General features: G+C 70.1%; 16 protein-coding genes and 1 pseudogene. 3 read left to right on the forward strand and 14 right to left on the reverse strand.

The annotated features are described in order from the left end of the window. Positions 1-77 precede the first annotated feature (77 nt). The 6 genes and pseudogenes from prcA to arc form a co-directional block, all read right to left on the reverse strand. Complete coding sequence (prcA, locus tag ABZ951_RS04000) at positions 78-833, reverse strand: proteasome subunit alpha (protein WP_344097772.1); 756 nt, start codon at positions 831-833, stop codon at positions 78-80. 47 nt (positions 834-880) lie between these two features. Further along, entirely contained in the window at positions 881-1,726 is an 846-nt protein-coding gene (gene prcB / locus ABZ951_RS04005; RefSeq protein ID WP_344097774.1) for a proteasome subunit beta, read from the reverse strand. Next, a pseudogene (locus ABZ951_RS04010) lies at positions 1,678-1,854 on the reverse strand (endonuclease domain-containing protein); the annotation flags it as partial. The pseudogene ABZ951_RS04010 and the gene prcB, both read right to left, overlap by 49 nt. 114 nt (positions 1,855-1,968) lie before the next feature. After that, complete coding sequence (locus ABZ951_RS04015) at positions 1,969-2,187, reverse strand: ubiquitin-like protein Pup (RefSeq protein WP_030367635.1); 219 nt, start codon at positions 2,185-2,187, stop codon at positions 1,969-1,971. A 182-nt stretch (positions 2,188-2,369) separates the two neighbouring features. Next, positions 2,370-3,881, reverse strand: coding sequence for a depupylase/deamidase Dop (gene dop / locus ABZ951_RS04020; protein ID WP_344097779.1), 1,512 nt, complete (start codon positions 3,879-3,881; stop codon positions 2,370-2,372). 292 nt (positions 3,882-4,173) lie between these two features. After that, the gene (arc, locus tag ABZ951_RS04025; RefSeq protein WP_344097781.1) at positions 4,174-5,940 is read right to left on the reverse strand and encodes a proteasome ATPase; all 1,767 of its coding nucleotides are present in this window, start codon (positions 5,938-5,940) and stop codon (positions 4,174-4,176) included. Positions 5,941-6,183: 243 nt separating this feature from the next. On the opposite strand from arc, the gene ABZ951_RS04030 reads away from it, so the two are divergent. Continuing rightward, complete coding sequence (locus ABZ951_RS04030) at positions 6,184-6,480, forward strand: ferredoxin (RefSeq protein WP_344097783.1); 297 nt, start codon at positions 6,184-6,186, stop codon at positions 6,478-6,480. Positions 6,481-6,484: 4 nt separating this feature from the next. Here the strand turns inward: ABZ951_RS04030 and ABZ951_RS04035 are convergent, their stop codons facing one another. The 3 genes from ABZ951_RS04035 to ABZ951_RS04045 form a co-directional block, all read right to left on the reverse strand. After that, positions 6,485-7,084 carry a hypothetical protein gene (locus ABZ951_RS04035; RefSeq protein WP_361278852.1) on the reverse strand — a complete coding sequence of 200 codons (600 nt, stop codon included), beginning with the start codon at positions 7,082-7,084 and terminating at the stop codon, positions 6,485-6,487. A gap of 195 nt (positions 7,085-7,279) precedes the next feature. Continuing rightward, positions 7,280-8,185 carry a tRNA (adenine-N1)-methyltransferase gene (locus ABZ951_RS04040; RefSeq protein WP_344097788.1) on the reverse strand — a complete coding sequence of 302 codons (906 nt, stop codon included), beginning with the start codon at positions 8,183-8,185 and terminating at the stop codon, positions 7,280-7,282. Between the two features lie 71 nt (positions 8,186-8,256). Further along, complete coding sequence (locus ABZ951_RS04045) at positions 8,257-9,495, reverse strand: site-2 protease family protein (RefSeq protein WP_344097790.1); 1,239 nt, start codon at positions 9,493-9,495, stop codon at positions 8,257-8,259. A 123-nt stretch (positions 9,496-9,618) separates the two neighbouring features. Between ABZ951_RS04045 and ABZ951_RS04050 the strand changes: the two genes are divergently transcribed. Both ABZ951_RS04050 and ABZ951_RS04055 read left to right on the forward strand, forming a co-directional pair. Next, positions 9,619-10,677 (forward strand): RecB family exonuclease, encoded by a 1,059-nt coding sequence (locus ABZ951_RS04050; protein WP_361278857.1) that lies wholly within the window; start codon positions 9,619-9,621, stop codon positions 10,675-10,677. A gap of 13 nt (positions 10,678-10,690) precedes the next feature. Further along, on the forward strand, positions 10,691-11,362 hold the full coding sequence (locus ABZ951_RS04055; protein ID WP_344094391.1) for a response regulator transcription factor: 672 nt from the start codon (positions 10,691-10,693) through the stop codon (positions 11,360-11,362). A gap of 70 nt (positions 11,363-11,432) precedes the next feature. Here the strand turns inward: ABZ951_RS04055 and ABZ951_RS04060 are convergent, their stop codons facing one another. From ABZ951_RS04060 to ABZ951_RS04080, 5 genes are all read right to left on the reverse strand, one after another. Beyond that, entirely contained in the window at positions 11,433-13,022 is a 1,590-nt protein-coding gene (locus ABZ951_RS04060; RefSeq protein WP_344094393.1) for an ABC transporter substrate-binding protein, read from the reverse strand. Between the two features lie 91 nt (positions 13,023-13,113). Then, positions 13,114-14,712, reverse strand: a complete 1,599-nt coding sequence (locus ABZ951_RS04065) for an ABC transporter substrate-binding protein (RefSeq protein WP_344094396.1) — start codon at positions 14,710-14,712, stop codon at positions 13,114-13,116. 422 nt (positions 14,713-15,134) lie between these two features. Next, entirely contained in the window at positions 15,135-15,836 is a 702-nt protein-coding gene (locus tag ABZ951_RS04070) for an HAD family phosphatase (protein WP_344094398.1), read from the reverse strand. A 193-nt stretch (positions 15,837-16,029) separates the two neighbouring features. Further along, a complete protein-coding gene (locus ABZ951_RS04075) occupies positions 16,030-17,124 on the reverse strand; it encodes a PAC2 family protein (RefSeq protein WP_361278862.1) in 1,095 nt (364 codons plus the stop codon). Positions 17,125-17,313: 189 nt separating this feature from the next. After that, positions 17,314-18,387 carry a hypothetical protein gene (locus ABZ951_RS04080; protein WP_344094404.1) on the reverse strand — a complete coding sequence of 358 codons (1,074 nt, stop codon included), beginning with the start codon at positions 18,385-18,387 and terminating at the stop codon, positions 17,314-17,316. Between the last annotated feature and the right edge of the window lie 81 nt (positions 18,388-18,468).

Below are 18,468 nucleotides of genomic sequence, written 5' to 3' on the forward strand. Positions count from 1 at the left end.
CGCCCCGCCGTCCCCCCGGCCCCCCCCCACCACCCCCCCCCCCGTCCGGAGGCTTTACCACGACCCGCCGGAAGACCCTAGCCCTCCGACTCCGGAGCGGCATCGGCGACGGCGTCATCCGGCTCACCGGCCGGCTGCCCTTCGAGCAGCCTGGACAGCTGACCGCCCAGCAGCCGCTTGAACTTCCGCTGCTGCGGTCGCGTCCGGTCCAGGACCGCGACCTCCAGCTGCTCGGCGGTCAGGGTGCGCTCGCCGCCGTTGTTGTCCCGGGCCAGCGAATCCATCGCGAGCCGCAGCGCCTCGGACAGCGTCATGCCGTCCCGGTGCCGCTGGTCGAGATAGGTGCTGATCTGGTCGGCGTTGCCACCGACCGCGACGGAGCCGTGCTCGTCGACGATGGAGCCGTCGTGCGGCAGCCGGTAGATCTGATCGTCCTCGGGGCCGGCCCCGACCTCGGCGACGATCAGCTCCACCTCGTACGGCTTCTCACCGGCACTGGAGAAAATAGTGCCCAGCGTCTGGGCGTAGACATTGGCAAGACCCCGGGCCGTGACGTCGTCCCGGTCATAGGTATAGCCGCGCAGGTCGGCGTAGCGCACCCCGCCGATGCGCAGGTTCTCGAACTCGTTGTACTTCCCGACCGCGGCGAACGCGATCCGGTCGTAGATCTCGCTGACCTTGTGCAGCGCCCGGGACGGGTTCTCGGCGACGAACACCACGCCGTCGGCGTACTGGAGCACGACGACGCTGCGGCCACGAGCGATGCCCTTGCGGGCGTACTCGGCGCGGTCGGCCATGGCCTGCTGGGGTGAGACATAGAACGGCGTCGACACCGGCTATCCGTCCCTTTCTGTCAGCTGGGGGAACATTCCGTCAGTCCTCAGAGCAGTGCGGCCCGCGGGCCGTCCGGCTCCTCGAGCCGGCGCTCGTGGATCGCGCGGACGATCTCGGAGCACTGAGCCTCGGTCAGCTTCCGGAAGCCCTCGTCGGTGATGACGGTGACGATCGGGTAGATACGGCGCGCGAGGTCGGGCCCGCCCGTCGCGGAGTCGTCGTCAGCCGCGTCGTACAGGGCCTGGACGACGAGCGTGGTGGCCTCGCTCTCCGTCAGATCCTCCCGGAAGAGCTTCTTCAGCGACCCGCGGGCGAAGACCGACCCGGAGCCGATGGCGGCGAAGCCGTGCTCCTCGGACCGCCCGCCCGTCACGTCGTAGGAGAAGATGCGGCCCTTCTGGCGGTTGACGTCCCAGCCCGCGAAGATCGGCACCACGGCGAGGCCCTGCATGGCCATGCCGAGGTTGCTGCGGATCATCGTGGAGAGCCGGTTGGCCTTGCCCTCCAGGGAGAGCTGAGCACCCTCGACCTTCTCGAAGTGCTCCAGCTCCAGCTGGAAGAGCTTGACCATCTCCACGGCCAGCCCGGCCGTGCCGGCGATCCCGACCGCCGAGTACTCGTCCGCGGGGAAGACCTTCTCGATGTCCCGCTGCGCGATGACATTGCCCATCGTCGCCCGCCGGTCACCGGCCAGCACCACACCGCCGGGGAACGAGGCCGCGACGATGGTGGTGCCGTGGGGCACCTCGATCATGCCCTTGACCGCCGGCATGGGCCGGTTGCCCGGCAGCAGCTCCGGGGAGTGGGCGCCCAGGAAGTCCATGAAGGACGACGAGCCGGGTGTCAGGAAGGCAGCCGGTAGACGCCCGGTGCTACGAGTGTTGGCTTCCACGCATTTCCTTCCAGGTATGCGATCGCGCGGCGCGTCGCGTCACGATCGTCTCTCAACTTGCCGCACGCTGAATTGCAGTTGAAGCACAGTACGCCACGGACTTTACCCGCTTCATGATCATGGGCCATGCGCGAGATCACTCCGGGCCGGAGCGAGGCTCCCAGGAGACCCGGGGAGACCTGAGGAGAGGGGCGCCTCCCCTCACCCCACTCATTCACCTTCGATGTGAAGGCAAAGCCGCCTCACTGCCCACCCTTCTGAACAAATGACCTCACGAAATCCTCTGCGTTCTCTTCGAGCACATCATCGATCTCGTCCAGCACAGAGTCCACGTCGTCCGACAGCTTCTCCTGCCGTTCCTTGAGGTCCTCCGATACCTGCGCGTCCTGCGCCTGCTCCTCCACGTCCTCCGTGGATCGCGTGGCCTTCTGCTGCCCGCCGCCGGTGTCCTTGGTCGCCATATCCCTCACCCCGCTCGGTTCGACGTACAAGATCGGATGTTCTGAGACCTTCAAGATCAGACCCTACAAGCCGGGTCCGACGCAGGCCCTGTACTTGCTACAACGTCCCGGAACCACCGTGATGATTCCCAGAACGCAGCGTTCTCAGACTTTCCCCCGGCTACCGCCGGGAGGTGCCCCTGTCAGCCGCCCGACAGGACCCGCACCAGGTCCTCGGCCGTGCGGCAGCGGTCCAGCAGTTCCTTGACGTGGTTGCGCGTGCCGCGCAGTGGCTCCAGGGTGGGCACCCGTTGCAGGGAGTCACGGCCCGGGAGGTCGAAGATCACCGAGTCCCAGGAGGCGGCCGCCACGTCGTCGGCGTACTGCTCCAGGCAGCGGCCCCGGAAGTAGGCCCGGGTGTCCTCGGGCGGCGCCGTGCGGGCCCGCATGACCTCCGTCTCGTCCAGCAGCCGCTTCATCCGGCCACGGGCCGCGAGCCGGTTGTACAGGCCCTTGTCGGCCCGTACGTCCGCGTACTGCAGGTCGACCAGGTGTAGCCGGGCGGCGTCCCACTCCAGGCTGTCGCGGCGGCGGTAGCCCTCCAGGAGCTCCAGCTTGGCCACCCAGTCCAGCTCGCCCGCCAGGCTCATCGGGTCGCGCTCCAGCCGGCCCAGCACGTCCTCCCAGCGGCCGAGGACGTCCTTGGTCTGCTCGTCCGCGTCCGCGCCGAAGCGGTCCTCGACGTACTTGCGCGCCAGCTCGAAGTACTCCATCTGCAGCTGGACGGCCGTGAGCGTGCGGCCGCTGCGGAGCGTGATCAGGCGGCGCAGCGTCGGGTCGTGGCTGATCCGGTGGAGGGTGCGGACGGGCTGGTCCACGGCGAGGTCGGCGGCGATGAAGCCGTCCTCGATCATGGACAGGACCAGGGCCGTGGTGCCCAGCTTGAGGTAGGTGGAGATCTCGGAGAGGTTGGCGTCGCCGATGATCACGTGCAGCCGGCGGTACTTCTCGGCGTCGGCGTGCGGCTCGTCGCGGGTGTTGATGATGGGCCGCTTGAGGGTGGTTTCCAGGCCCACCTCCACCTCGAAGTAGTCGGCGCGCTGGCTGAGCTGGAAGCCGTGGTCGTGGCCGTCCTGCCCGATGCCCACTCGGCCGGCGCCGGTGACGACCTGCCGGGAGACGAAGAAGGGCGTCAGGTGGCGGACGATGTCCGAGAAAGGGGTCTCCCGCTTCATCAGGTAGTTCTCGTGGGTGCCGTAGGAGGCGCCCTTGTTGTCGGTGTTGTTCTTGTAGAGGTGGATCGGCTGGGCTCCGGGCAGCTGGGCGGCGCGCTCGGCGGCCTCCGCCATGATCCGCTCCCCCGCCTTGTCCCAGAGGACGGCGTCGCGGGGGTTGGTGATCTCGGGGGAGCTGTACTCGGGGTGCGCGTGGTCGACGTAGAGCCGCGCGCCGTTGGTGAGGATGACATTGGCCAGGCCGATGTCCTCGTCCGTGAGCTGGCTGGAGTCGGCGGCCTCACGGGCGAGGTCGAAGCCGCGGGCGTCCCGCAGCGGATTCTCCTCCTCGAAGTCCCAGCGGGCTCGTCGCGCCCGGTGCATCGCCGCCGCGTAGGCGTTGACGATCTGGGACGAGGTGAGCATGGCATTGGCGTTCGGGTGACCGGGGACGGAGATCCCGTACTCCGTCTCAATGCCCATTACTCGCCGTACGGTCATGCGGCCCTCCTTGCCCGGCGGCGCCCCCTGGTGGGGTCGGCGCTCAAGTACCGCTGCGCATCCGGTTCCTGTGTCCCCGATCCCCCACTGCGCTTCGCGGCGGTATCGAAGAGCCTAGAACGGCTTTGCGGCAGTGGGGAGATCATTACAGTCATTGCTCCGGTTCGTGCCGTACCCGGCCCGTCGGCTCCCCCGTGGCGCGGATGTGGTGCAAAAACACGTCCGGCCACGGACGCCCTGGGTGTCCCCCCGCCAGGGCGGGGGGCGGGACATCCGCGGCCGGACGGCGGTCTTACAGGTACTGACCGGTATTGGCCACCGTGTCGATGGAGCGTCCGGTGTCCGCGCCCTGCTTTCCGGTGACGAGCGTGCGGATGAAGACGATCCGCTCGCCCTTCTTGCCGGAGATGCGGGCCCAGTCGTCGGGGTTGGTGGTGTTGGGCAGGTCCTCGTTCTCCTTGAACTCGTCCACGCAGGCGGCGAGCAGGTGGGAGACGCGCAGGCCCTTCTGGTTGTGGTCGAGGAAGGCTTTGATGGCCATCTTCTTGGCCCGGTCCACGATGTTCTGGATCATGGCGCCGGAATTGAAGTCCTTGAAGTAGAGGACTTCCTTGTCACCATTGGCGTAGGTGACCTCCAGGAAGCGGTTCTCCTCGGATTCGGCGTACATCTGCTCGACGACCGACTGGATCATCCCGGCCACGGCGGCCTTGGGGTCACCGGAGTGCTCGGTGAGGTCGTCCGTGTGGATGGGCAGGGTCGAGGTGAGGTACTTGGAGAAGATGTCCTTGGCCGCCTCCGCGTCCGGACGCTCGATCTTGATCTTCACGTCGAGGCGGCCGGGGCGCAGGATCGCCGGGTCGATCATGTCTTCCCGGTTGGAGGCGCCGATGACGATGACGTTCTCCAGGCCCTCCACGCCGTCGATCTCGGAGAGCAGCTGCGGGACGATGGTGTTCTCCACGTCCGAGCTGACCCCGGAGCCGCGGGTGCGGAAGAGGGAGTCCATCTCGTCGAAGAAGACGATGACGGGGGTGCCCTCGCTCGCCTTCTCCCTGGCCCGCTGGAAGATCAGCCGGATGTGCCGCTCGGTCTCGCCGACGTACTTGTTGAGCAGCTCGGGGCCCTTGATGTTGAGGAAGAAGCTCTTCCCCGCGGGCTGGCCGGTGACTTCGGCCACCTTTTTGGCAAGGGAGTTGGCGACGGCCTTGGCGATGAGCGTCTTGCCGCAGCCGGGCGGGCCGTAGAGCAGCACGCCCTTGGGCGGGCGCAGTTCGTGCTCCTTGAAGAGGTCGGGGTAGAGGTAGGGGAGTTCGACCGCGTCGCGGATCAGCTCGATCTGGTTGCCCAGGCCGCCGATCTTCGTGTAGTCGATGTCCGGGACCTCTTCGAGGACGAGCTCCTCGACCTCGCTCTTGGGGATGACCTCGTAGACGTAGCCGGAGCGGGGTTCGAGCAGGAGGGCGTCGCCGGGGCGGATGGTGATGTCCAGGAGCGGCTCGGCGAGCCTCACCACCCGTTCCTCGTCGGTGTGCCCGATGACCAGGGCCCGCTCGCCGTCCTCGAGGATCTCCTTGAGGGTGACGATGTCCCCGGCCCGCTCAAACTCCATGGCCTCGACCACGTTGAGCGCTTCGTTGAGCATGACCTCCTGGCCGCGCCGGAGGTCCTCGAGCTCGACACTGGGGCTGACATTGACCCGGAGCTTGCGGCCCCCGGTGAAGATGTCGGCGGTGCCGTCGTCGTTGGCCTGCAGGTAGACCCCGAAGCCGGCCGGCGGCTGCGCGAGACGGTCCACCTCCTCCTTGAGGGCCACGATCTGGTCGCGGGCCTCGCGGAGGGTATTGGCGAGCCGCTCGTTCTGTGCGGACACTCCGGCCAGGTTGGTCTGGAGCTCGACGATCCGCTCTTCGAGAATCCTCGTGTGACGCGGAGAGTCGGCGAGCTTGCGCCGCAGGACGGCGATCTCCTGCTCGAAATAGGCAACCTGGCTCGCGAGGTCGTCAGAACCTCGTCCCGGCCGGATGCCGCGGTTCATTTCGTCGTCGTGGGCTGCCACGGTCCTCACCTCCTCCAAGGGGAGCTGGACGCTTCCTGACCCTACCTGGGCCGGTGCAGGTTGAAACCCCTAGATCACAAACCCGGTCGGAGTGTGTCCGATCTTCACCCTTGCGCACGTCCTCACAGCAGGGGAATACCCACCCATCAACATCGGAAAGCGGGCGGTTGTATCGTCGAGTCGGTCAACACCCGTCAGGGCTGGCTCCAATTGATTCACATACGCAGGAAACGGCAGGACGAGATGACCGTGCAGAACGAAGACCTCGGCGAGCTGGAAGTCTGGATCGACCAGGATCTGTGCACGGGCGACGGGATCTGCGCCCAGTACGCCCCGGAGGTCTTCGAGCTGGACATCGACGGTCTGGCCTATGTGAAGAGCACCGAGGACGAGCTGCTGCAGGACAAGGGGGCCACGACGCCCGTGCCGCTGCCGCTGCTGAACGACGTCCGGGACTCGGCGAAGGAGTGCCCGGGCGACTGCATCCACGTCCGTCGGGTTTCGGACAAGGTCGAGGTCTTCGGTCCCGACGCGGAGTGAGCTCTCAGACACTGCCGGCGACGGGGAGGGCGGTGAGGACGAACTTGCCGCCCTTCCACCGCCATTCGACCGCCCGGCGCAGGTCCGGGCAGCAACGCGGCACCTTCGCGGTGGAGTAGCCGAGCAGAGTGGCCGAAACGGTGCCACCGGTGATGCCGAGGCCGGTGACGCTCATTTTCTCGGCGGGGTCGACGAGGGTGGCCAGGACGCGGGGCGGCCCGTCGGCGGTGGGTGCGGCGAGGACGTAGACGCCGCTGGGGCGGGTGCCCCCGCCGGAGCGGCAGCGGACGACCGCGGTGGTTTCCGGGCGTCCGTCGCCGTCGAGGTCGGCCGCCGCCTGCTGGACGATGTCGGGGCCCGTGCCGCCGCAGTCGAGGGGGTAGCGGGCGGCGTGGGCGTCCGGGGTCCGCGCGGCGGTGGCGCCGGCCGGGGGCGGTGCGGCCGTGGCGGTGTCGTCGGCGGGCCCGGCGAGCGCGGCGCAGGTGACCACGGCGGCCAGGAGGGCGGCGGTGAGGGCCCAGTGCGCCGGGCGGGGGCGGGTGTGCGGGTGGGGCTGCGGGCCCTCGGGGAGCGGGGACGGAGCGGGTCCTGCCGGTGGCTGCACGCGCGCTGACTCCTGTGAGCGGTGGCTGCGGGAATGATCCGCATCGTGCCATATGCGTGCGCGCCGGGGAACAGGGGGTTTTCGCCCCGGCCGGGGAGCCGGGGCGGTCCGGCGGGTGCCAACTCCAGGACGCCGCCGCCGAGTTCCGCTGGAGGCGGTTCGCGGCAGCGGCGTCCGGGTGAGGTGGCGGGGCGGTCAGCGCTCGGCGGAGCCGCTCTGGGCGCCCGGCCCGCTGTAGTCCTCGCCGTAGGCGCCCTTGGCGGGGCGGCGGCGGCGCAGCGGCGGCTCGACGCCGTCCGCGAGGCGGCGGGCGGTGAGCAGGAATCCGGTGTGGCCGATCATCCGGTGGTCGGGGCGCACGGCCAGGCCCTCGACGTGCCAGGTGCGGACCATGGACTCCCACGCCGACGGCTCGGCGAAGCAGCCGATCTCCCGGATGGACTCGACGGTCCGGGCGAGCTGCGTGGTGGTGGCCACGTAGCAGCACAGGATGCCGCCGGGCACGAGCGCCTTGCGGACGACCTCCAGGCACTCCCAGGGGGCGAGCATGTCGAGGATGACGCGGTCGACGTCCGTGTCGGACAGGTTGTCCTGGAGGTCGCCGACGGTCAGCTGCCAGGCAGGGTGCGGGCCGCCGAAGTAGCGCTCGACATTCTGCGTGGCGATCTCGGCGAAGTCGGCGCGGCGCTCGTAGGAGTGCAGCATGCCCTGGTCGCCGATGGCTCGCAGCAGGAAGCTGCTCAGGGAGCCGGAGCCGACACCGGCTTCCACGACGCGGGCGCCGGGGAAGATGTCGGCCATGGCCAGGATCTGCCCCGCGTCCTTGGGGTAGACCACGGCGGCTCCGCGCGGCATGGACAGGACGTAGTCGGGGAGCAGGGGGCGCAGCGCGAGGTAGGCGACGTTTCCCGTGGTACGGACAACACTGCCCTCGGGAGCACCGATCAGCTCGTCGTGCGGGAAGGCACCCTTGTGGGTGTGGAACTGCTTCCCGGCTTCGAGCGTGAAGGTGTAGTGGCGTCCCTTGGGGTCGGTGAGCTGGACCTGGTCCCCGACCTGGAAGGGGCCGCGACGGCGGGCGGCACCGGTCGGTTCGGACATGTGACCAGCCTACCCGCCATCGGGCGCGGGTACGGACACGGCACCCGGGGGCCCGGCTCGTGGAGGGGGGTTCAGGAGGGGGTGCGGGCCATCGCGGCGACGAAGGCGTGCTCGACGTCGGCGGTGGACAGCACGCCGTAGACCTCGCCGGTGTCCTCGACGACGAGGTATTCGGTGGCGGGGGTGGTGCGCAGGGTATCGAGGAGTTCCTCGCCGGAGAGCTCGGCGGACAGGCGCATGCCTTCCTTGAGGTCCTGGGCGAGGGTGCTGACGGCGACCCAGGGGCGGCGGTGTTCGGGGACGGCGACGATGGCCGATTCGCGGACGAGGGCGGTGGGGGTGCCGTGGCCGTCGACGACGACGAGGGCGCGGGCGCCGGCCTCGCCCGCGCGGCGCAGGGCCTCGGAGAGCGGGGTGGTGGCCTCGACGGGGACGGCGCGCCGGGTGAGGGTGCGGGCCCGCAGGTCGGGGAGGCGTTCGCGGAGGCGGGCCATGCGCAGGCTGTTGCCGGCGCCGGTCCAGATGATCGCGGCGAGGATCGCGGCGAGGAGGGCGTCGGTGAGGGAGCCGATGCCGCCGAAGCTCGCGGAGTCGTCACCCAGGCCGCCGGCCTGGGTGAGGAGGGGGAGGCCGATGAGGACGGCGACGGCGAGGGCGCGGCCGATCCAGGCGGCGGCGACGGTGCCGCTCATGGGCTTGCCGGTGATCTTCCAGACGACGGCGCGGAGCATCCGTCCGCCGTCGAGGGGGAGGCCGGGCAGGAGGTTGAAGGCCGCGACGAGGAGGTTGGAGATCATCAGGCCGGCGAGGAGGACGCCGGGGACGGTGCCGGGCTCGACGGCGAGCACACCGAGGTAGAAGACGCCGGCGAGGACCAGGGAGAGCAGGGGGCCGACGAAGGCGAGAACGAATTCCCGGCCGGGGGTCTCGGACTCCTTCTCGATCTCGGAGACGCCGCCGAAGAACTGGAGCTGGATGCGGCGCACGGGGAGCTTGAAGCGCAGTGCGGCGACGGTGTGCGCCAGTTCGTGGACGAGCACGGAGGCGTAGAAGGCCACGGCGAAGAAGAGGGCGACCAGGTAGCGGGCGCGGCCGAGCTCGGGCAGGATGCGGTCGAGCTGGCCGCCGAAGACCCAGGTGATGAGGGCGGCGACGAGGAACCAGCTGGGGGCGACGTAGACGGGCACGCCGAAGGGGCGGCCCATGAGGATGCCGCCGCCTTCGCGGGGGCGCCCGGGCCTGCGGTTCCCGGGCTCGTCCTGGCTTCCGGCGCCCCCGCTGCCGGACCGGCCCTGCCCGCTGTTGTCCACGGTGTCCCCTCGTCGGATGCGGCCCCCGCACTCCCTGGTGCGCTCTCACGATCATGCGGTGCGAGGGCTCTACCGTCGATGGTATGCGGCCGACTGTCAGTGACGGGCCGTAGGGTTCCTGTCATGGGTATCGCCACTGACAAGACCGCCGGGCAGGCGGCCGAGCCGCCGGAGCCCGCCGACCAGGGGCCGGCGGGGCCTCCGGCGGGGGCCGCGGAGGGCCCGGCAGCCGCCGTTCCGGCCCCCGGGGGCCCGGTTGCCGGGGAGCGCGTCGCGGCGCGTCCGGCCGCCGCGCGTCCGGTCGCGCTGTCGCCGTCGCGGGCGGGCGACTTCATGCAGTGTCCACTGCTCTACCGCTTCCGTGTGATCGACAAGCTGCCGGAGAAGCCGAGCGCCGCGGCGACCCGCGGCACGGTGGTGCACGCGGTGCTGGAGCGGCTCTTCGACGCCCCGGCGGCCGAGCGCACCCCGCCGCGGGCCCAGGGGCTGGTGCCCGGTGAGTGGGAGAAGCTGCTGGCGGCCCGGCCGGAGCTGGCCGAGCTCTTCCTCCTGGAGGACGGCTCGCACGACGCCGAGCGGCTGGCGAAGTGGCTGGGTGACGCCGAGCGGCTGGTCGAGCGCTGGTTCACGCTGGAGGATCCGACGCGCCTGGAGCCCGCGGACCGCGAGCTGTACGTGGAGACGGTCCTCGACGCCGACGGCGAGGGGGCCTCGGGGCTGAAGCTGCGCGGTTTCATCGACCGGGTGGACGTCGCGCCGACGGGCGAGGTCCGGATCGTCGACTACAAGACGGGCAAGGCCCCGCCGCCGCAGTACCGCACGGACGCCCTGTTCCAGATGAAGTTCTACGCCCTGGTGATGTGGCGGCTGCGCGGCCGGGTGCCCCGCCGGCTGCAGCTGGTCTACCTGGGCAGCGGTGACGTCCTGACGTACGACCCGGCCGAGGCGGAGCTGCTGGGGGTGGAGCGCAAGCTGCGGGCGCTGTGGGAGGCCATCGAGCTGGCCACGGACACCGGTGACTGGCGGCCGCGCCCGACGAAGCTGTGCGGCTGGTGCGATCACCAGGCGCTCTGTCCGGAGTTCGGGGGCACTCCCCCGCCCTATCCGCTGCCGCTGGTGGCGCGGCCGGGTGGGCAGGTGGCCCCCGGCGAGGCGGGTCAGGGCAGAATGGACGCGGTCTAACGAAGGAGTTCCCGTGGCGATCCGCGTCCTACTGGTCGATGACCAGCCGCTGCTGCGCACCGGTTTCCGGATGATCCTCGAGGCCGAGGCGGACCTCGCGGTCGTCGGCGAGGCCGGGGACGGTCTGCAGGCGCTCGACCAGGTGCGGGCGCTGCAGCCCGATGTGGTGCTGATGGACATCCGGATGCCCCGGATGGACGGCGTGGAGGCGACCCGGCAGATCACCGGCCCGGAGCGGAACGGCCCGGCGAAGGTGCTGGTGCTGACGACGTTCGATCTCGACGAGTACGTGGTGGAGGCGCTGCGGGCGGGGGCCAGCGGGTTCCTGCTGAAGGACGCCCCGGCCCATGAGCTCGTCCAGGCGATCCGGGTGGTGGCCGGTGGTGAGGCGATGCTCGCGCCGAGCATCACCCGGCGGCTGCTCGACAAGTACGCCGGGCACCTGCCGTCGGGCGAGGAGCCGCTGCCGGACACGCTGCACACGCTGACCGACCGTGAGGTCGAGGTGCTGAAGCTGGTGGCGCGCGGTCTGTCGAACGCGGAGATCGCCGCGGATCTGTTCGTCAGCGAGACGACGGTCAAGACGCACGTCGGCCACGTCCTGACGAAGCTGGGCCTGCGGGATCGCGTGCAGGCCGCGGTCTACGCCTACGAGAGCGGTCTGGTGCGCCCGGGCGCCCAGTAGTTTCCGAGGGCGGAAAGCGGAACAGCCCGGTACGCGATGCGTACCGGGCTGTGCCATGTGTGCCGGCGGGTCAGTCCTTGGCGGCCTTGCTGATCTCCCAGAAGCGGAAGACGGTCGAGGCGTCGAGGGTCCACTGGAGTCCGGAGATCCGGTCGCTGGCCACGGCGTACTGCTTGCCCTGCCACAGCGGGAGGACCGGCAGGTCCTGGGCGACGATGGACTGCACCTTGGCGTAGTCGCCGACCGTCGCGGGGCGGTTGCCCTCGGCGGTGGTGGCCGTGATGCGGTCCGTGATCTCCTTCGACTGGTAGTTGTTGAAGAGGACGTTCTTCTCGCCGAAGAAGGGCGCGGTGAAGTTGTCGGGGTCCGGGTAGTCGGGGACCCAGCCCTTGACATAGACGCCGTACTTGCCGGCCTTGATGGCATCGTCGTACTCGGCGATCGGGACGGACTTCACGTCGGCCTCGAAGAGCCCGCTCTTGTTGAGCTGCTTGGCGATCTCCTGGAAGCCGGGCTCGGTGCCGGGGCCGTATCGGGTCGGCGTGGCCCACAGGGTCAGCTTGACGGGCGTGTTGATGTCGGCGGCCTTGAGCGCGGCGGCGGCCTTGTCGCGCTGCGGCCGGTCGCCGTAGACGTCGAAGAACGGCGTCTTGTGGCTGGTGACACCGCTGGGGACGATCGAGTACAGGGGCTCGGCGGTGCGCTTGTAGACGTCGCGCACGAGGGTGCCGCGGTCCACCAGGTAGGCGATGGCCTTGCGGACGCCGAGCTTGCCGACCACCGGGTCCTTGGTGTTGAAGACCAGGTGCTGGACCTCCGCACTGGTGCCCTCGACGACCTGCAGGTTCTGCTTGCCGCCGGTGGCCTCCAGGTCGGCGATGTCCTTCATCGCCAGGCCACGGTAGGCGAGGTCGACGTCGCCCTTCTGGACGGCGTCCTTGAGCCCGCTCTGGTTGCCGTTGAAGAACTTCATGGTGACGCCGCGGTTGAGCACCGAGCCGGCGCCGCCCTTGTAGGACGAGTTGACCGAGAAGACGGCCTGCTTCTTGTCGAACTTGTCGAGCTTGTAGACACCCGAGCCGACGGCCTTGCCGTCGGTGCGGAGCTTGTCGGCGGGGTACTCCTCGCTGTCCACGATGGAGCCGGCGCCCGAGGCGATCTTCTGCGGGAAGGTGGCGTCGGAGCGGTTGAGGTGGAAGACGACCGTCAGCTTGTCCGGGGTCTTGATGTCCTTGATCGAGGACAGCAGGGGCTCCGGGCCGCCGTCGGCCTTGATCTTCAGGGTGCGGCGGAAGGAGTAGGCGACGTCCTCGGAGGTGAGGTCGTGCCCGTTGCTGAACTTCAGCCCGTCCTTGAGCTTGCACTCGTAGGTCTGGCTGATCTCGTCCTTGAACTTGCAGTTCTCCGCGGCTTCCGGCTTGGGCGTGCTGCTGCCCTTGGGGAAGCTCATCAGCGACTGGAAGACGTTGTTGAACAGCAGCCACGAGGCCGGGTCGTAACCGGCCGCGGGGTCGGTGGACTCGATGTCGTCCGACATCCCCATGACCACCGACTCACCGGTGCCGCCCGCCTTGCCGTCTTCCGAACCGCACCCGGTGAGCAGGGCGGCGGCGAGCCCCGCACCGAGCGGGGCGGCAAGCCACTGATCACGTTTCCTCACGTGCACGTTCCTCACAGTTTCCTTGATCGTCTGATGAGATCGTCGGCAGAGCCGGTGGGGTGGGCTCGTTGCGCCCGCTGCTCTTCTCGCCTCATACGCCGCGTCCCAGCTCCCACGGCTGCATCTCGGAGGCGGAGTTGAGCGCCCATTCGGCACCGGTGACATTGTCACGGGTGGCGACGTACTGCTTGCCCTGCCACAGCGGCAGCACCGGGACGTCGTCGGCGACGACGTCCTGGGCCTGCTGGAAGAACTTGGCCGCCGTTTCCCGCTGGGACGCTTCGCGGGAGTTCGGGATCAGCTCGCCGCTGATCTTCGAGTTCTGGTACGGGGAGCGGAGGAAGTTGTCCTTGCCGAAGAACGGGGCGACGAAGTTGTCCGGGTCCGGGAAGTCGGGGAACCAGCCCATGCCGTAGACGGCGTACTTGCCCTTCGCGGCCTCCGGGCGGAACTCCGCCCACTTCACGCCCTGGAGCTTGGTGCTGAACAGCCCGCTGTCGTTGAGCTGCTTCTGCAGGGACTTGAACGCCTTGCCGGTGGCCTCACCGTAGTGGTCGTCGGTGTAGGTCAGCGTCAGCGGCACAGGCGAGGTGATGTTCGCGGCCCGCAGGATCGAGCGGGCCTTGTCGACGCTCGGCTCGCCGTAGCGGTTGGCGAAGGAGTTCTGGTGGCCGGTGATGCCGCTGGGGACGAGCGAGTACAGCGGTTCGCTGGTGCGCTGGTAGTCGTCGCGGGCCAGTGCCTGGCGGTCGACGAGCTGCGCCATGGCCTGGCGCACCGCCTTGTTCTTCACCGTGGGGTCGTTGGTGTTGAAGGCGAGGAAGCTGATCTCCCGGCCGGGGGCTTCCAGCAGGCGGACGCCCTTTTCCGTGGAGGCGCGCATCCGGCTGAGCTGCGCGGGCGCCAGGGTGCGGTTCATGATGTCGATCTCGCCGCCCTTGAGGGCCTTCTCCATCGACTTGGCGTCGTCGTAGAAGCGCATCTCGACCTTGTCGTTCTGCAGCTTCACGGCGCCCTGGTAGCCGCTGTTCTTGTTGAAGACGGCCTTGACGACCCGGCCGTCCTTCTCCTCGGTCTGCAGGGTGTAGGGGCCGGAGCCGACGACCTTGAAGCCGTTGTCGAGCTTGTTCTTGGCGTAGCTCTCGCTGTCCACGATGGCCGCGGCCGGGGTGGCGATCTTCTGGGGGAAGGTCGCGTCGGGCGACTTCAGGTGGAAGACGACCTCCAGGTCGTTCGGGGTCTCCACCGAGTCGATGTTGCTGAGGAGCGAGACGGGGCCGTTCTCGAAGTTGATGGCCCGGGCGCGGTCGATGGAGAACTTGACGTCCTCGGCGGTGAGCGCGTGTCCGTTGGAGAACTTCAGCCCGCTGCGCAGGGTGCAGCGGAACTGTTCGTTGCGGCGGTCCCCCCAGGAGCACTTGGAGGCGGCGTCGGCGACCGGGCTGGTGCCGGAGCGCGGCAGGCGGAGCAGGGTCTGGAAGGTGCTGTGCAGGACGTTCCAGGCGCCGATGTCGTACGCGACGGCCGGGTCGAAGGGCGCCGGGGCGTCCGTCGTCTCCTCGAACCGGTCGGTGGTGCCGATGACGATGGCGCCGTTGCCCTTGCCGGCTCCGTCGCCCCCGCCACAGGCAGCGAGCGTGGGGGCCAGCAGGACTGCCAGGAGCGGCAGCACCAACGTCTTGCGGTTCATTATGCGGGGTTCTCCCTGTGATGCGATCGGCTCCCGGGACCATACCGACGGAGGATGCGCCGGGCCCATGGGGAGCCGTGAAGTTCTCGCGAAAAGATTAGTGCGCGGGGCCGGTGCGGCTGGAACACGGTGAAGTTGAGGCGATATCACGCCGTGATAACAACCACCGGTTCACCGATTACCGGACGCCGGAACGATTCACACAGTAGATCATCAATCAGGACACAAAGGTGCGCTTCCACCGCATAGGAATGCCACGGGGTGATCGATCACGCACTCAACGACCCTTGACGCGGTGACGAAGCTCACTCTTGACGGTCATCGGCGGCGCCGGGAATTGAAGCGTCGCATTCGTCACGGAAAACAGTCGTTCCGCCTCCCGGAGTTCCGTGAACATTCGCCGGGACACGCTCAGTGACGCGTCAGTGCTTTCCGGTCATCAGACCGCGGAGAAAACGGAGATCGACTTCCTCCAGGGAGCTCACGACCGTGCGGCCGTGCGCGGCGGGGATGGGCGCCACCGACGGCACCGCCACCACCCGGCAGCCGGCCGCCTCGGCGGCCGCCACCCCGGTCATGGTGTCCTCCACGACGGCGCAGCGCGCCGGATCGGCCCCGAGCCGGGCGGCGGCGAGCAGGTACGGGTCCGGGTGCGGCTTCGTCCGCTCCATCTCGTCGCCCGCGACGGTCAGCGCGAAGTTCTCCGGCCCCAGGGAGTGCAGCACCCGGTCGATGATCTGCCGGTGCGAGGCCGACACCAGGGCGGTGGGGACGGAGTGGGCGGCGAGTTCGGCGAGGAGTCTGCGGGCGCCGGGCATCAGGGGCACGCCGCGGCCGATCATCTCGGAGAAGCGGCTGTTCAGCAGCACGGTCAGCTCGGCCACGGCGATCCTCGCCCCGGTGGCCTGGATGAGGAACGCGGCGCTGCGGGTCATGGGCCCGCCGACGACCACTTCCCGGTACTCCTCCAGGAGCTGGTGGCCGAGCTCGGCGAAGACCGCCACCTCGACCTCCCACCAGAAGCCCTCGGTGTCCACCAGTGTGCCGTCCATGTCGAGCAGAACGGCCTGCAGGGCCGAGCCGGCGGCCGGTCGGGGATCGACGGCGGCGATGCTGCTGGTCATCGGGGCGCACCTCCTGAGGGGGACGAGAAGGCCGGCCCGCCGCGCCTGTGCCAGGAGCGGCGGACCGGCCTCCACCGGACCGACCAGTGTACGGCGGACCGCCTCCGGCGTCGCTTCGATAAGCCCTCGCGGCCGGGCCCGACGCACGGACTCCCGGGGCCCCTTGTGTCACGGAGCCCCGGGCATCTCGGGGTCAGCTCTTGCCGTCGTCGCCCTCCGGGGCGCTCTTTCCGTCCTTGCCGTCCTTGCCGTCCTTCTCGGGCGGGCCGGCGTCGCCGTCCGCCGCCGTCGCCGGCGGCGGGGCCTCGTCCTTCGCCGGGGGCTTGGGGTGGCGGGTGCGGCCGCTGGTGGTGTCGCGGAGGTACGAGCCGTCCGCGAGGCCCGGTTCGGCGGCCAGGCCGCCCGGCTGCGCGGGGCCCGGCTGGCCGTCGCGGCGGCGGAGGTAGCGCTCGAACTCGCGCGCGATGGCCTCGCCGGACGCCTCGGGGAGGTCGGCGGTGTCCCGCGCCTCCTCCAGCGACTGCACGTACTCGGCGACCTCGCTGTCCTCGGCCGCCAGCTGGTCCACGCCCAGCTGCCAGGCCCGTGCGTCCTCCGGCAGTTCGCCGAGCGGGATCCGCACGTCGATGAGGTCCTCCAGGCGGTTCAGGAGCGCCAGGGTGGCCTTCGGGTTCGGCGGCTGGGAGACGTAGTGCGGGACGGCGGCCCACAGGCTCACCGCCGGGACGCCGGCGTGGGTGCACGCTTCCTGGAGGATGCCGACGATGCCGGTCGGCCCCTCGTAGCGGGACTCCTCCAGATCCAGGGTGCGGGCCAGGTCCGGGTCGGAGGTGACGCCGCTGACCGGCACGGGCCGGGTGTGCGGGGTGTCGCCGAGCAGGGAGCCGAGGACCACCACCATCTCCACGCCCAGCTCGTGGGCGAAGCCCAGGATCTCGTTACAGAACGAGCGCCAGCGCATGCTCGGTTCGATGCCGCGCACCAGGACGAGGTCGCGTGCCTTGCCGGAACCGCCGGTGCCCTCGGCGCCGCCGCCCGTGCGGACCACCGAGAGCCGGGTGGTCGGCCAGGTGACCTTGCGGACCCCGCCGTCCAGCCAGACGGTGGGGCGGTTGACCTGGAAGTCGTAGTAGTCCTCGGCGTCGAGCGCGCCGAAGACCTCGCCCTTCCACTCCCGGTCCAGGTGCGCCACCGCGCTGGAGGCGGCGTCCCCGGCGTCGTTCCAGCCCTCGAAGGCACAGATCATGACCGGGTCGATCAGCTCGGGAACCCCCTCAAGCTCGATCACCCAGCGCCTCCTTCCGACCGGGGCGGACGGGTCCGTGCCACCGGTTGCAGTTCCGTGCAGTGTTGCCTGTCTTTGTGCGACCCCAAGACTACGACTTCCGCGGCCCCCGGTCGCAGCCCCTGTGCGGGGCTGTTCTCACAGGGTCCCGCCGGGGACGCGCGCCGGGCCCACCCGGCGGTCACCGGGCTCTCACCCTCGCGTGCCCCAGCCCCTGCGGTAGGCGCGCCAGTCGTCGTCGGTGGCGGCGAAGTCCACGTACAGCGCCACTCCGAAGTGCTCGCGCCGCCGGTCCTCGCGGGTCAGGCCCAGGCGCGCGCCGCGGATCGCCGCCGCGGCCGTCTCGGCGTGACCGTGGTGGCCCAAGTCGTCGGTGTGGTAGAAGGGCAGACCCATCAGCAGGTCCGTGCCGGCCGGGGTGGCCTGGAGGGCCAGCGCCGTCTGCCGGGCCACGTAGCCGCCGTAGAGGCTCTCCACGGGCAGCGCCGTGTCGTAGGACATGACGGCGATCTGGTCCACCCGGCGGGCGACCTGGCCGAAGTAGGCCTGCGTCCACCACTTCGGACTGCCCATCAGGCGGGCGGCGGAGTGCAGCGAGGGCACCGGGTCGATCTGCTGGGCCGCGACCGAGAAGACCCCGCCGCCCGTGTGCACGGCCGTGCGGAGGGCGTCGATCAGGGTGAGGAAGTGGCGGTCCCCGGTCCGTACGGGCTCGACGTCGAGGTGGACGCCCGCGAAGCCGGCCCGCATCACCTGCCGGGCGCTGTCGACGACGGCGGCCCGCGCGGGCGCCGAGTCCAGCCGCAGCCCGCCGCCGCCCTCGCCGCGGCGGACCACCTTGTCGCCCAGCCACGCCTGGACGCGGACGCCCGGCAGTTCGCGGCGCACGGCCTCGATCAGCCACGTCGCGCGCGGGTACACCGAGGCGGGCAGGGTGCCGTCGTGCTCCAGGGGGCCGGTGTGCACGTACAGGTCGCGCAGGCCCGTGCCGGCTATGCGGCGCTTGAGCTCCGCCAGGTCCCGTTCGCCCTTGCGGCCGTCGACCCAGGCGTGGCCCAGCCAGACGGCGTCCCGGCCCCGGGTGAGGGCGTCCTTCGCGGGCGAGCCCGCGTACGCGGCGCGCAGCGCGCTGCCCGCGGCGACGGTCGGCAGCAGGATGACCAGAGCCAGCGCGAGCGCGATCCGCAGGACCAGGCGCCGGCCCGGCCGGCGGGCGCGCGCCGTGGCCGGCGCCGGGCTCGCCGCATCCCTGTCCGGTCGTTCCATGACCACGATCGCCCCCTTGTGTTCTCTTCTGCAAGTGACGCGATCAGGGCCCGGTCAGTTGCCGGTGCCGGGTGCGGACGC

The organism is Streptomyces sp. NPDC046215, assembly GCF_040646215.1.
GTDB classification, from domain to species: domain Bacteria; phylum Actinomycetota; class Actinomycetes; order Streptomycetales; family Streptomycetaceae; genus Streptomyces; species Streptomyces stramineus.